Source organism: Pseudomonas sp. 1121_17 (assembly GCF_052850745.1).
On record NZ_VXCX01000001.1, the window covers coordinates 889,487 to 903,558 of the forward strand.

Here is a 14,072-nt window from a genome sequence, read left to right on the forward strand (position 1 = left end):
CAGCGCCAGCTCAGGTAGGCAGGCAGGGCTCAAAGCTCCTCCTGGACCAGCTGCAAAAAGGTCGCTACCACCCGGCGGGTACGTTGCTCGCTGAGGCAGACCAGTGTTTCAGTCAAATGCCGCTGGCAGTCCACGATCGGCAGCGCACATACCCGAGCGTCGGCGCCAAACTCGGCAGCCGACACCACGCCAACGCCAATCCCTACTACCACCGCCTCGCGCGCAGCTTCGCGGCCTTCGACCTGAATTGCCGCGCGGATGCGCAGCCCTGCCCGGTGCATTTCCTCTTCCAGCGTCTGCCGCGTCACCGAGCCTGGTTCACGCAGCACCAGCGGCGTGTCGTCCAGATCAGCCAGGCTGATCGAGGCGCGACTGGCCCAGGGGTGGTTGTGCGACACGAACGCCACCATCGGGTCGCGGCGCATTGGCACGCAGTACAGGCGCTCGTCATCGACATCGCGGCCGAGCAGGGCGAGGTCGGCCTGGTAGCTGAACAGGCGCGCCAGTGATTCATCGGTGTTGCCAGTCTCGATCTTGACCTGAATGCCGGGGTAACGCTGGCAGAAGCGGGCGATCTGCGGCAACACATGCACCGGCGCATCCACCGCCAACACCAGGCTGCCGGTGTGCAATGCACGCGAATCCTGTAGCAACTCGACGGCTTCGGCTTCGCAGGCGAACAGGCGCTGGGTCACGCCCAGCAGTCGCTCGCCGAGGTCGGTCAGTTGCACCGAGCGTTTGTTGCGATGAAACAGCAGCACGCCAAAGCGCTCTTCGAGCTTGCGCACCTGGTCGGACACTGCTGGCTGAGTGAGAAACAGTTTTTGCGCCGCGCGCGTGAAGCTACCGTGTTGAGCGACCGCATGAAACGCCTTGAGCTGTGCCTGAGACACCGACATACCGCCTCCACTTACAAGCTGAGCTTATGTGTGAAATACGATAAATCGATTTTTGTTATCAGTCAGTAACTGTTTCTATGATCGACAGCTCCAGTGCGCAGCAAGACGCAGCGCGCTGGTGGCCATAGCAGCGGCGCGGTCATGTCAGCCCGCCCTGTTATCTGACCCGACGATGGCCACCGTCATGTAGTGCGACTCAAAACAACAAGACAGGCGTTTTTTCACATTCTGCCGGCACACTTGAGCGAGAGGTCAGACTCCCATGAACCAAACCCTTGCCACCATCAAACGGTGGCGTATCCAGATTTTCGCCATTACCTGGCTGGCCTACGCTGGCTTCTATTTCACCCGCAAGGCCTTCTCGGTGGCCAAGCTGGGCATCGGCGAAGACCCAAGCTTCATGCTCGACAAGGCGGCAATGGCCAACCTCGATGCCATCTATCTGGCTGCCTACGCAGTCGGCCAGTTCACCTGGGGCATGCTTGCCGACCGTTTCGGGCCGCGCGTGGTAGTGCTCGGCGGGTTGCTGATTTCAGCGGCGGCGGCGGTGGTGATGGGCAGCTACGCAACCTTCCCGATCTTCGCCACCTGCATGTTGATTCAGGGCCTGGCGCAGTCGACCGGTTGGGCGGGGTTGTGCAAGAACCTTGGCAGCTTCTTCCCATCGTCGCAGCGTGGCCGGGTGTTGGGGCTATGGAGCTCGTGCTACGCCTTCGGCGGCCTGGTGGCATCACCGTTTGCCGGTTGGTGGGCGTATACCTTGATCGGCACCTGGCACGCGGCGTTTTTCTCCAGTGCGGTGGTGGTGGCACTGGTGGCGGTGTTGTTCTTCTTTCTGCAACGCAACAAGCCTGAAGACGTCGGCCTGCCGGCGGTCGAGCCAGAGCCGCAGAGCATGGCTCCAGGGCCAAACCTGTGCAGCGTATGGCAACCGCTGCGTGAGATCCTGCGTAATCGCACGGTGCTGACACTGGGCCTGGCCTACTTTCTGTTAAAGCCAGCGCGCTACGCCATCTTGCTCTGGGGCCCGGTGATCGTGTTTGAACATATGCCGTCGGTGGGCAAGGTGGGTGCTGCAATCATTCCCACCGCATTCGAGCTGGCCGGGCTGCTCGGGCCGATCATCATCGGGCTGGCGTCGGACAAGCTGTTCGGGGCCCGGCGCATGCCCGCCTGCGTGATCAGCCTGCTGCTGTTGACGGTGACCCTGGCGTTGTTCATGGCAGCGATGAACAGCGGCAGCATTGCCCTGGTGGTGGGCCTGCTGTTTGTCATGGGCCTGACCTTGTACGGCCCCGATTCAATGATCAGCGGCGCCGCTGCAATTGACTTTGGCAGCGCCAAGGCCGGTGCTACCGCCGCAGGCTTCGTCAACGGTTGCGGCTCGGTGGGCGCGGTGCTGGGCGGCTTGCTGCCGGGCTACTTCGACAGCGTCACGGTATTTATCGTGTTTGCTGGCTGCGCGCTGTTCTCCGCGTTGGTGCTGCTACCGCACTGGAACAGCCGACCGGTCGCCGCCGAACAGGTGGTCGACGTTGCCCCCAACACCAGCATGGCAATCAAGCCACTGCGCAGTTAAAGGAAAGCCCAAGCGATGAGACCCTTCTGGCTGCAACAAGCCCTGGATCAGGAGCAGGACACACTGTGCCCGCCGCTGAGCGCCGACATCCGCTGTGATGTTTGCATCGTCGGTGGTGGTTATACCGGCTTGTGGACGGCATTGATGATCAAGGAGCAGGCGCCGCAGCTGGAGGTGGTGCTGATCGAAGCCGATATCTGCGGCGCCGGGGCCAGTGGCCGCAACGGCGGTTGTGCGTTGTCCTGGTCGGCCAAGTACTTCACCCTCGAGCGCTTGTTCGGCGCGGCCGAAGCGGTGCGCCTGGTGCGCGAATCGGAGCGCAGTATTGCAGCCATCGGCGACTATTGCGCAGCCAACGGCATCTATTGCGACTACCGCATGGATGGCACCCTGTATACCGCCAGCAACGCCGCGCAACTGGGCGGCACCGATGCGGTGATTGCCGCCTTGGCGCGTCAGGGCATCAATTCTTTCGAGCGACTGGCGCTTGAGCAGGTGCAGCAGCGGGCGGGCTCTGCGCGCCATCTAGAAGGCTGGTTCTCGCCGGCAGCCGCTACAGTGCAGCCGGGCCGGCTGGTGCGTGGTTTGCGCCGCGTTGCGTTGCAGCGCGGGGTGCGCATATACGAAGGCACGGCCATGACCAGCCTTGAGCATGGCGCTCCGGTACAGGTGCGCACTGCTCATGCAACGGTCCGTGCTGATCGAGTGGTGCTGGGCATCAATGCCTGGATGGCGCGGGCGTTCCAGCAGTTCGAGCGCAGCGTGGCGATCGTCTCCAGCGATATGGTGATCACCGAGCCGTGCCCTGAGCTGCTCGATAAAATCGGCCTGGACAGCGGCATCAGCGTGCTCGACTCGCGCATCTTCGTGCATTACTACCACAACACCAGCGACGGCCGGCTGATGCTCGGCAAGGGCGGCAATACCTTTGCCTACGGCGGGCGCATGCTGCCGGTGTTTGACCAGCCTTCGCCGTACCAGCCGCTGCTGCGCCAGACGCTCAACGACTTCTTCCCGGCGCTGGCCGAGGTGCCGATTGCGGCGAGCTGGAACGGGCCGTCGGACCGTTCGGTAACCGGCTTGCCCTTCTTCGGGCGGTTGGACGGGCAGGGCAATGTCTTTTACGGCTTCGGCTATTCAGGCAGTGGCGTCGGCCCGTGTCATATGGGCGGGCAGATTCTCTCTTCACTGGCCTTGGGGCTGGACAATCCCTGGACCCGATCAGGGCTGGTCAAAGGCCCGCTGGGGCAGTTTCCGCCGGAGCCGATTCGTTATCTGGGCTCGCTGCTGGTGCGCGATGCGATCCGCCGCAAGGAGCGGGCAGAAGACCGCGGCATGCGGCCGCGGCGGCTGGACGTGCGCCTGGCCAGGTATGCCGCAGCCGCCGGCAAAGCCGACAAAGGCTGATATTGATCAAGCCTCAGTGCCGGCTGGCGGTGCAGGCGCGAGATTTTTTGCCGAGGGCCGTATAAACTGCTGCCACTTTGGCCGGTCGCTTCCTGAACCGGCCCGCTGAAACGTAGAGAGTCGACATGGGCGCACAGTGGAAAGCCAAGCACAGAGAAACCGCAGCCAATGCCAAAGGCAAGATCATGGGCAAGCTGGCCAAGGAAATTCAGATCGCTGCCAAATCCGGCGCCGACCCTGACTCCAACTCGCGTCTGCGTCTGGCGATAGAACAGGCCAAAAAGGCTTCGATGACCCGCGAGACACTCGAACGGGCGATCCGCAAGGGCGCAGGCCTGGATGGCGACGCGGTGCAGTACACCGCCGTCAGCTACGAAGGCTTCGCGCCGCATCAGGTGCCGCTGATCGTCGAGTGCCTGACCGACAACGTCAACCGCACCGTCGCCCAGATCCGCGTGCTGTTCCGCAAGGGCCAGTTGGGCGCCAGCGGTTCGGTCGCCTGGGACTTCAACCATGTTGGCCTGATTGAAGCCACCCCGGACAGCGCTGACGCCGATCCGGAAATGGCTGCCATCGAGGCCGGCGCGCAGGACTTCGAAGAAGGTGAAGAGGAGGGCGCGATCCTGTTCATCACCGACACGACCGACGTCGACGCTGTACAGAAGGCGTTGCCAGCGCAGGGCTTTACCGTGATTTCGGCAAAAATCGGCTACACCCCGAAAAACCCGGTAAGTGCTGCCAGCCTCAGTGCCGAGGCACTGGCTGAAGTTGAAGCGTTCCTCGAAGCGATCAACGACAACGATGACGTGCAGAACGTCTACGTCGGCCTGACTGACTGATCAGTGCATGGGGCCGCACTGCGGCCCTTCCGCGGCGCAACGCTGATTTTGTGTGGTACGTCATGCATCCTGTCTTCGCCTCGCTCAGTCTCTCCCATCTTCGGACCCTCGATTGCCTGCTTGAGCTGAAAAACCTCAGCCATGCCGGTGCGCGCCTGGGCGTCAGCCAGTCGGCTTTGAGCCGCCAGTTGGCCAGCTTGCGCGAGGCGTTCGATGATCCATTGCTGGTCCGTCAGGGCCGTGGTTACGTGCTCAGCGAGCATGCCGAGGCGCTGGTCGAGCCGCTGCGCCAGGTGCTCGAAGCCTTGCAGGCGCTGCGCGAGCCGGCTGCGTTCGACCCAGCGAGGTGCGAGCGGCGCTTTTGTCTGGCTGCGTCGGATTACGTTGCAGAGCATATGTTGCCGTTGCTGGTGGCGGCGCTTGAAGTTGAGGCACCAGGGGTGTCGCTGGATTTTCGTACCTGGCAGGCAGGGCAGTATGCGCAGCTCGCCAGCGGTGAGATCGATCTGGCCACGACGCTGTTCGACGAGTCGCCGGCCAACCTTCATGGCCGCCTGCTCGGCGAAGACCGCGCCGTATGCCTGATGCGCGCTGATCACCCACTGACCGCCCGTGAGCTTTTGAGTCAGGATGATTATCTGGCCTTCAAGCATGTGCGCATCAGTGGCGGCGGTGACAAGGACAGCTTCATTGATCGCCATCTGCGGGCACAGGGTTTGCAGCGCCGGATCAGCCTGGAGCTGCCGTTCTTTTCGGCTACCGTACAGGTGGTTGGCAACAGCCAGGCGCTGGTGACGGTGCCGGAGCACATTGCTCGGCAGCTGGCCCGGTTGCACGGCCTGGCCTGGCGGCCATTGGCCTTTGTCGAGCACAGCCAGCGCTACTGGGTGGTCTGGCATCAGCGCTTGCAGGCGTCGGCCGAGCACCGCTGGCTGCGCAACCGGGTCTATGAAGTGTGGCGCCAATCGCAGTTCGGCGTGTACGGCGGGCATGCGCCTTCGCCATAGTACCTATGCACCAGGCGGGGTTATTGCGCGACGGCCACGCGCCTAGACTGGGCGGCAGCAACAGCAGCCCATTCTCAGCCCGCAAGGAGCCCGCGCGTGACCCCCGAACAATTTCGCCAACACGGCCACCAACTGATCGACCTGATTGCCGACTATCGCCAGACCATCGCCGAGCGCCCGGTCATGGCGCAGGTCGAGCCCGGCTATTTGAAAGCCGCCTTGCCTGTAGCTGCGCCGCATCAAGGCGAGCCCTTCGAAGCCATCCTCGACGATTTCAACAAGCTGGTCATGCCCGGCCTGTCGCACTGGCAGCATCCAGACTTCTATGGCTACTTCCCCTCCAACGGCACCCTGTCGTCAGTTTTGGGCGACTTTCTCAGTACCGGCCTGGGCGTGCTCGGCTTGTCCTGGCAATCCAGTCCGGCCCTGAGCGAGCTGGAAGAAACCACCCTCGACTGGCTGCGACAATTGCTGGGTTTGTCTACCCAATGGAGCGGGGTGATCCAGGACACTGCATCGACCAGCACCCTGGTGGCGTTGATCTGCGCGCGCGAGCGCGCCAGTGACTTTGCCCTGACCCGTGGTGGTTTGCAGGGCCAGCCCAAGCCGCTGATCGTATATGCCAGCGCCCACGCCCACAGCTCGGTGGACAAAGCGGCTTTGCTGGCAGGGTTCGGTCGCGAGAACATCCGCCTGATCGCCACCGACGAGCAATTCGCCATGCAGCCAGCGGCGTTGCAGGCGGCCATCGAGGCTGACCTGGCGGCGGGTAATCAACCGTGCGCGATAGTCGCCACCACCGGCACCACGACCACCACTGCGCTGGACCCGCTGGCAGCGATCGGCGCTATCAGCCAGGCGCACCAACTATGGCTGCATGTCGACTCGGCCATGGCTGGCTCGGCGATGATCCTGCCTGAGTGTCGCTGGATGTGGGACGGTATCGAGCTGGCCGACTCGGTCGTGGTCAACGCGCACAAGTGGCTGGGGGTGGCCTTCGATTGCTCGATTTACTACGTGCGCGACCCGCAGCACCTGATTCGGGTGATGAGTACCAACCCGAGTTACTTGCAGTCGGCGGTCGACGGCGAGGTGAAGAACCTGCGTGACTGGGGCATTCCGCTGGGGCGGCGCTTCCGTGCGCTGAAGCTATGGCTGATGCTGCGCAGCGAAGGGGTGGAGGCCTTGCAGCAGCGCTTGCGCCGCGATCTGGACAACGCTCGCTGGCTGGCCGCTCAGGTCGAGGCCGCAGAAGATTGGCAGGTACTGGCCCCGGTGCAGTTGCAGACGTTGTGTATTCGTCATTGCCCGGACGGGCTGGAAGGTGCGGGGCTGGATGCGCATACCCGGGCCTGGGCCGATCGACTCAATGGTTCGGGGTTGGCGTACGTCACGCCGGCAACGCTGGAAGGGCAGTGGATGGTGCGGGTATCGGTAGGGGCGCTGCCCACCGAGCGTGAGCATGTCGAACGCTTGTGGGCCAACTTGCAGGCGGTGGTCAGCGCTTGAAACGGCTGGGGCTGCATGCAGCCCCAGGCAGTTTTTACTGAGTTGCAGCAGTGTTGAGGCTGCCTTTGCGGGTAGCTTCGTAGGTATCTTTGTCCATCGGTTTGGCGTTCGGGTTGCCGAGGTCTTCCATCGCCAGACGGTGCGTCTCGGGAGCCACGTAGGCAGCCAGGGCGCAGATGCAGGTGATGAAGAACGCCGAGCCACCTACCACCAGCCAGATGTTTTCCGAGCCTGGCGGCGCGATGGCAGCGAATACCGCTGGCAGCATGGCAGTGAACATGGTGCCGATGTTCTGCGCGATAGCCATGGCCGAGACGCGGTAGCGGGTTTGGAACAGCTCTGGGTAGAAGCTTGGGAATACCGCGTTGTAGCCCTGGTAAACCATGCCCCACATCAGGATCGATGCGCAGAAGGCCAGCGGCACGTTCTGGATGCTGATCGCATACAGGTAACCGAAGGCCAGCAGGCCCGAGCCCAGGCAGCCAGCAATCATGGTTGGACGGCGGCCGATCTTGTCAGACAGGTTGCCAACGAACGGGATCACCAGCACTGCGACGATGTTGCCGACTACCGGGATCCACAGGTACACGCTCTTGTCGAAGCCGATGCCGTAAGCCGGCTGCACCGCATAGGCTGCACCGAACACGGTAGCAACGACTGGAATCACGTTCATCAGGGCCATGAACATAACCAGGACCATGTGCTTCCAGCTGTACTTGAACGCTTCCTTGACTGGCGAGCGGGCGATCTTGTCTTTCTGTTCTTCCTTGACGAAGGCCGGGGTCTCGTGAACTTCCCTACGGATGATGAAACCGGCTACCAGGACGAATGCGCTGAGCAGGAACGGAATGCGCCAGCCCCACTCATTGAAGGCTTCGCTTGGCATGAAGTAGGCCAGTGGCAGGAACACCGCCGCAGCCAGTACCTGACCTGCCTGAACCCCTTGCAGGGTGAAGCTGGCGAAGTAACCTCGGCGTCCGAACGGCGCATGCTCCATGATCATCGAGCTGGCACCGGAGATCTCACCGGCGACCGCAAAGCCCTGAACCAGGCGCAGCAGCACAAGAATGATCGGGGCAATGATGCCAATGTCATGGTAGGTCGGCAGCAGGCCAACGGCCATGGTCGAGATACCCATGAGGAACATGCACAGCAGCAGAACGTTTTTGCGGCCGCGGGTATCACCCCAGTGACCGAGGACAACGGCACCCACCGGACGGGCCAGGTAACCGACACCGTAAGTCGCCAGCGAGGCGATGATGGCCATTTTCGGGTCCATCGACGGGAAGAAGATCTGCGGGAAGATCAGTGCTGCGGCTTGGGCGTAGATGAAAAAGTCGTAGTACTCGAGGGCCGAGCCTATCCACCCACTGGCGGTCGCTTTCTTGGCTTGAGAGCTGGAGTGAGCCATTGTTGTCTCCGTTGTTCTTGTTATTGAACTTATTATGTCGTGACGCTGGGCTTGTCGGTACAGGGTCCGCTGAACGTTCGCAGGGCAGTGAGGAGTTCGAATGGTCTGTAACTGGATTCATGGTTGCCCAGGCTCGAGCACCGAATCAATTCGCCAAATTCGCTTTTGTTCGGTAATCGAACAAAAACTAACTGTTTCGTACAAAAGTCATTGATGGCAGGACTTTACCCGCGAATAATCGATTCTGCCAAGCACCTGCAAGGGTTTTTCGGCTGACGCTTCTCAAATAACAAGGAACTCCAGCATGCAGCGTTCGATTGCCACCGTGTCCTTGAGCGGCACTCTGCCAGAAAAACTCGAAGCCATCGCCGCAGCCGGCTTTGACGGCGTCGAGATTTTCGAAAATGACCTGCTCTATTACGCCGGCAGCCCACGCGAGATCCGCCAGATGTGCGCCGATCTGGGCATCGCCATCACCCTGTTCCAGCCATTTCGTGACTTCGAAGGCTGCCGCCGCGACCGTCTGCAGAAAAACCTCGACCGCGCCGAGCGCAAGTTCGACCTGATGCAGGAGCTGGGAACGGATTTGGTGCTGGTGTGCAGCAACGTGCAGGCGGACGCGCTGAGCGATGAGCAGATCCTGGTCGACGACCTGCGCCTGCTGGCCGAACATGCTGGTGCCCGCGGCCTGCGCATTGGCTACGAAGCCTTGGCCTGGGGCCGTCACGTCAATACCTACCAGCAGGTCTGGAACCTGGTACGCCAGGCCGATCACCCGGCGCTGGGGGTGATCCTCGACAGCTTCCACACCCTGTCGCTCAAGGGCGACCCTAGTGCAATCCGGCAGATTCCGGGCGACAAGATTTTCTTCGTGCAAATGGCTGATGCGCCGATCCTGGCCATGGACGTGCTGGAGTGGAGTCGCCACTTCCGCTGCTTCCCGGGGCAGGGCGAAATGGACCTGGCCGGTTTCCTCGCGCCGATTCTGCAGACCGGTTACCGCGGGCCGTTGTCGCTGGAGATCTTCAACGATGGCTTCCGCGCTGCACCTACCCGGCAGAACGCTGCCGATGGCCTGCGTTCGCTGTTGTACCTGGAAGAAAAAACTCGCCTGCAATTGCAGCGAGAGGCCCAGCCGATCGAGCCTGAGGTACTGTTTGACCCGGCGCCAGCCAGTACCTATGACGGCGTCGAGTTCCTTGAGTTTGCCGTCGATGAAGCGGTAGGGGCGCGTCTGAGTGGTTGGCTCAAGCGCCTGGGCTTTGTCGAGGCGGGTGCACACCGCAGCAAGGGTGTCCGGCTGCTGCGCCAAGGCGATATCAACATCGTGCTCAACGCTGAGCCCTATTCATTCGCGCACAACTTCTTCGAAGCCCATGGCCCTTCGTTGTGCGCCACCGCACTGCGGGTCAAGGACGGCCAGGCTGCCTTGCAGCGTGCCACCGCCTACCGTGGCCAGCCATTCCGTGGCCTGGTCGGGCCCAACGAGCGCGAGATCCCGGCCGTGCGTGCGCCGGATGGCAGCCTGATCTACCTGGTCGAGCAGGCCGGTGCCGGCCATACCATCTACGATAGCGACTTCCGTCTGGATGCCTCCAGCGGCGCCAGTGGTGGCCTGCAACGCATCGACCACATGGCCCTGGCCCTGCCGGCCGAATCGCTGGACAGCTGGGTGCTGTTCTACAAGAGCCTGTTCGACTTCGAGGCCGACGACGAGGTGGTCTTGCCCGACCCCTACGGCCTGGTCAAGAGCCGTGCCTTGCGCAGCCAGTGTGGCACCCTGCGCTTGCCGCTGAATATCTCGGAGAACCGCAACACTGCGATTGCCCACGCGTTGTCCAGCTATCGTGGCTCGGGCGTCCACCACATCGCCTTTGACTGTGCCGGCATCTTCAGTGAAGTGGCGCGGGCAAAAAACGCCGGTGTGCCGCTGCTGGAAATCCCCCTGAACTACTACGACGATCTCGCTGCGCGGTTTGATTTCGACGACGAGTTCCTCAGTGAGCTGGCCTACTACAACGTGCTGTACGACCGTGACGCCCAAGGCGGCGAGCTGTTCCACGTGTACACCGAACCGTTCGAAGAGCGTTTCTTCTTCGAAATCATCCAGCGCAAGGGTGGGTATGCCGGTTACGGCGCAGCCAACGTCGCGGTTCGCCTGGCGGCCATGGCCAAGGCCCGCAGCGGGGCAGCACGCAAACCAGTGTTGTAAGGCAAGCGCCGGCCCAGCGGCCGGCGCACCTGTCACAAAACCTGACCAATGCGACCATCTGCGCGCTTCCCTGCGTCGCAGCAGTCACGGATAATCCCTCCAATTCCAATAATTAGCCTGTGAGTGGGTATGAGTGATTCCGTAGTCAGCCTCGGCGAGCCCGCCCTGGAAGGGGCGCGCAAATCGCGCAAGAACAACCCGGAGAAGACCCGCGAGGACATCCTCCAGGCCGCCATTGGCGAGTTCGTTCAGCAAGGCCTGGCCGGCGCCCGCGTCGACGCCATCGCCGAGCGTACTGCCACCTCCAAGCGCATGATCTATTACTACTTCGGCAGCAAGGAGCAGCTCTACGTCGAGTGCCTGGTCAAGCTCTATGGCGACATTCGCAAGACCGAGCGCAGCCTTGATCTGGAGACCTTGCCGCCAGAGCAGGCCATCCGCCGGCTGGTGGAGTTCACCTTCGACCACCACGACCACAACGTCGACTTCGTACGTATCGTCTCGACTGAAAACATCCACTATGGCGAATACGTCAAGCAATCACCGGTCATCCGCGAGATGAGCAGCGTGGTGCTGGAGACACTGGGTCACACGCTCGAACGCGGCGTTGCCGAGGGCGTGTTCCGCGAGGGTATCGAAGTCATCGACCTGCACATGCTGATGAGCTCGTTCTGCTTCTACCGGGTCTCCAACCGGCACACCTTCAGCGAGATCTTCCAGATCGACATGACCGATGACCAGGTCAAGCAGCGCCACAAACAGATGATCGGCGACGTCGTGCTGCGCTATATCCGTGCCTGAACCGGACTATTCGCCCAGGCGTTGCTCGCGCGACGGCGGATAGCCAAAGTAGGCTGCATAGCACTTGCTGAAGTGCGACACCGAGACAAACCCACAGGCGACGGCGACTTCCATCACCGACAGGTCCGAGTATTGCAGCAGGCGCCGGCTCTTGGTGATGCGCAGCTCCATGTAGTAGCGCCGCGGCGAGGTGCCCAGTTGCGCCTGGAACAGGCGGTCGATCTGGCGCCGCGAGCGGTCACTGTAAGCGGCCAGCTGGTCCAGGCTGAGGGTCTCTTCGAGGTTGTTTTCCATCAGTTCGACAATGGTGCGCAGGTGCAGGCTCATGGATTTTTTCGCGCCAGGTCCAACCTGGCGATAGCGCGCCCCGGAAAACGATAGAATCTCCTCGACGCCTTCGGCCAGGGCGTCACCGTACAAGCGCCGTACCAGCCCAAGCATCAATTCCATCGCGCCATTGGGGCTGGCTGCTGTCAGTCGATCACGGTCAAGGGTAAAGCTTGCCGGGGTGATCCGCGTTTGCGGGCTGCGCTCTGCCAGGCTGGCACGCTGTTCGGGGTGAACGCTGCAGCCATAGTCACTCAAAACTCCGGCCCGCCCGAGAAACCACGCACCGTTCCACAGTCCGCCCAAGGCCAGGCCATGATGGTTGCAATCCTGCAGTAGCCGATCCAGCGCCGGGTACTTGAGTGGAGTGCGCAAACCGCCGCAGATGATCAACAGATCAGCCTGTTTGAGGGTTGCCGGATCCAGATCGGTGGCGATCAGCTCTAGGCCCAGGTCGCTTTGCACGCGTTCGCCATCCAGCGACAGCGGGGTGAAGCCGAAGCTGTCGGCGCGCAGCAGGTTGGCCGTGACCAGGACGTCCATGGCCACGGTGAAACTGGCCATCGAGAAGTGTTCGAGCAAGACGAAATCGACCTGGTAGGGCTTCTGCACACTGGCATCTGCGGACTTGGTCCGGAACATGTTGCTGGTGCTGGTCTTCTTGCTGAATTGACGAGGTGTGGCCACTGCCGGCTCCGCTTCCTGGCTGACGCGGTGAGTGTGCTGCCGGCGCCGGGCAAAGACAACAGAGGCGGCGCTGGGGTGGTAGTTGAGGTCGTTATTGGCGACATGCTCTATGCTGGCGGGCCGTCAATCCGAGTAATCCAGATGAAACTCGCCGCCGCCCTGTTACTTGCCTGCCTGCCGCTCGTGGCCAATGCCGTTGCAGTTGGCGATCAACTCGCGCCCTGGACCCTGCAGGATCAGCATGACCAGAGCTACACTCTGGATGGCGACACGCGCATTCTGCTTGTGGCCCGCGACATGGACGGCGCCAAGCTGGTCAAGGCGGCCATCGCCGAGCAGCCCAAGGGGTATCTGGAGGCGCGGCAGGCAGTGTTCGTCGCGGATATCCAGCGTATGCCATCTATAATCAGCAAGCTGTTCGCCATTCCAGCCATGCGTGACTACAGCTACCGGGTCATGCTTGATCGTCAAGGTGAAGTCGCCAGCCGTTACCCTGGGCAGGAAGGCCAGGTGCTCTGGTTGCAACTGGATCACAATCGCGTGGTAGCACAACAGCAGTTCAGCGATGCCAAGGCGCTGCAAAGTGCGCTGGATCAGGTGACGAAGCCCTGAGACGGGCTGAATCGGAATGAACCCTTGCGCCCTCTGCGGGACCAAAGCATTACATGCTCACGGGAGGACGCTTATGGAAATCGGAACGATCTGGATCATTGTCGCCGCTGTGGTCATCGCCCTGGAAATCTGGGCGATCTGGAACATCATCGGTAGTGAACGGCGAGCGGAGCGAAAAATGCTCTGGATCGTCTTTGTCGTCTACGCGCCAGTGCCTGGGCTGTTGTTCTGGATGTGGCGCGGCCCGCGGGCAGTCAAAGGCCGTCATGTGCTGGAAGAAAAATAATCCTCTTGACCTCGGGTTAACCTGAGGTTTGATACTCGGTCGTTCTTTCACTCGATGGAGCGACCGCATGTCCCACGTTTTCCAATTGACCAATCCCGACAGCCTTTATGACCCCAGCGCCAATGCTTATTCGCATGTTGCTCAGGTCCGCTCCGACAGTTGCCTGCTGTATGTAGCCGGGCAGGGCGGCGAAGACGCTCAGGGCAACCTTTCAGCACTGTTTGCTGAACAGGCGGCCCAGGCGTTGCTCAACCTGCAGCTGGCGCTGGCTTCCAAAGGTGCCGGTCTGGGCGATGTATTCAAACTCACCTTGCTTATCGTTGATCACAGCGAAGAGCGTCTGCGCCAATGGGTGCAGGCGGCAGATCAGGCCTGGGGCGCGCACATGAAGCCAACCTGCACGCTGATCCCGGTGCCACGTCTGGCGCTTGATGGGATGCTGATAGAGGTTGACGCAGTCGCTGCCATCGCAGGGCATGGCGCATGCGACCGCTAG

At 61.8% G+C, this 14,072-nt stretch carries 13 protein-coding genes; 10 read left to right on the forward strand and 3 right to left on the reverse strand.

Annotated features, from left to right (window positions below):
• Window positions 1-29: 29 nt before the first annotated feature.
• Window positions 30-899, reverse strand: a complete 870-nt coding sequence (locus FW789_RS04495; protein ID WP_101320347.1) for a LysR substrate-binding domain-containing protein — start codon at window positions 897-899, stop codon at window positions 30-32.
• 262 nt (window positions 900-1,161) lie between these two features.
• On the opposite strand from FW789_RS04495, the gene FW789_RS04500 reads away from it, so the two are divergent.
• The 5 genes from FW789_RS04500 to FW789_RS04520 all read left to right on the forward strand — a co-directional run bounded on the left by FW789_RS04500 (window position 1,162) and on the right by FW789_RS04520 (window position 7,240).
• Window positions 1,162-2,478 carry an MFS transporter gene (locus FW789_RS04500; protein WP_186699240.1) on the forward strand — a complete coding sequence of 439 codons (1,317 nt, stop codon included), beginning with the start codon at window positions 1,162-1,164 and terminating at the stop codon, window positions 2,476-2,478.
• A 15-nt stretch (window positions 2,479-2,493) separates the two neighbouring features.
• Entirely contained in the window at window positions 2,494-3,885 is a 1,392-nt protein-coding gene (locus tag FW789_RS04505; RefSeq protein ID WP_411562952.1) for an FAD-dependent oxidoreductase, read from the forward strand.
• A gap of 125 nt (window positions 3,886-4,010) precedes the next feature.
• A complete protein-coding gene (locus FW789_RS04510; protein WP_446431031.1) occupies window positions 4,011-4,724 on the forward strand; it encodes a YebC/PmpR family DNA-binding transcriptional regulator in 714 nt (237 codons plus the stop codon).
• Window positions 4,725-4,786: 62 nt separating this feature from the next.
• Window positions 4,787-5,731 carry a LysR family transcriptional regulator gene (locus FW789_RS04515; RefSeq protein WP_207073133.1) on the forward strand — a complete coding sequence of 315 codons (945 nt, stop codon included), beginning with the start codon at window positions 4,787-4,789 and terminating at the stop codon, window positions 5,729-5,731.
• A gap of 96 nt (window positions 5,732-5,827) precedes the next feature.
• Window positions 5,828-7,240 (forward strand): DOPA decarboxylase, encoded by a 1,413-nt coding sequence (locus FW789_RS04520; RefSeq protein WP_411562953.1) that lies wholly within the window; start codon window positions 5,828-5,830, stop codon window positions 7,238-7,240.
• A gap of 34 nt (window positions 7,241-7,274) precedes the next feature.
• On the opposite strand, the gene FW789_RS04525 is transcribed toward FW789_RS04520, so the two are convergent.
• Entirely contained in the window at window positions 7,275-8,651 is a 1,377-nt protein-coding gene (locus tag FW789_RS04525; protein WP_207073135.1) for an MFS transporter, read from the reverse strand.
• Between the two features lie 304 nt (window positions 8,652-8,955).
• On the opposite strand from FW789_RS04525, the gene quiC reads away from it, so the two are divergent.
• Window positions 8,956-10,863, forward strand: a complete 1,908-nt coding sequence (gene quiC / locus FW789_RS04530) for a 3-dehydroshikimate dehydratase QuiC (protein WP_446431032.1) — start codon at window positions 8,956-8,958, stop codon at window positions 10,861-10,863.
• Between the two features lie 129 nt (window positions 10,864-10,992).
• The gene (locus tag FW789_RS04535) at window positions 10,993-11,664 is read left to right on the forward strand and encodes a TetR/AcrR family transcriptional regulator (protein ID WP_101320329.1); all 672 of its coding nucleotides are present in this window, start codon (window positions 10,993-10,995) and stop codon (window positions 11,662-11,664) included.
• A 6-nt stretch (window positions 11,665-11,670) separates the two neighbouring features.
• On the opposite strand, the gene FW789_RS04540 is transcribed toward FW789_RS04535, so the two are convergent.
• Window positions 11,671-12,678: a GlxA family transcriptional regulator gene (locus FW789_RS04540; RefSeq protein WP_103437756.1), complete on the reverse strand. Its 1,008-nt coding sequence runs from the start codon at window positions 12,676-12,678 to the stop codon at window positions 11,671-11,673.
• 141 nt (window positions 12,679-12,819) lie between these two features.
• Here FW789_RS04540 and FW789_RS04545 point away from each other — a divergent pair, with 141 nt between their 5' ends.
• The 3 genes from FW789_RS04545 to FW789_RS04555 all read left to right on the forward strand — a co-directional run bounded on the left by FW789_RS04545 (window position 12,820) and on the right by FW789_RS04555 (window position 14,072).
• Window positions 12,820-13,290, forward strand: a complete 471-nt coding sequence (locus FW789_RS04545; RefSeq protein ID WP_207073137.1) for an FAD/FMN-containing dehydrogenase — start codon at window positions 12,820-12,822, stop codon at window positions 13,288-13,290.
• 73 nt (window positions 13,291-13,363) lie between these two features.
• The gene (locus FW789_RS04550; RefSeq protein ID WP_101320321.1) at window positions 13,364-13,576 is read left to right on the forward strand and encodes a PLDc N-terminal domain-containing protein; all 213 of its coding nucleotides are present in this window, start codon (window positions 13,364-13,366) and stop codon (window positions 13,574-13,576) included.
• Between the two features lie 67 nt (window positions 13,577-13,643).
• Window positions 13,644-14,072: a RidA family protein gene (locus FW789_RS04555; RefSeq protein ID WP_186699255.1), complete on the forward strand. Its 429-nt coding sequence runs from the start codon at window positions 13,644-13,646 to the stop codon at window positions 14,070-14,072.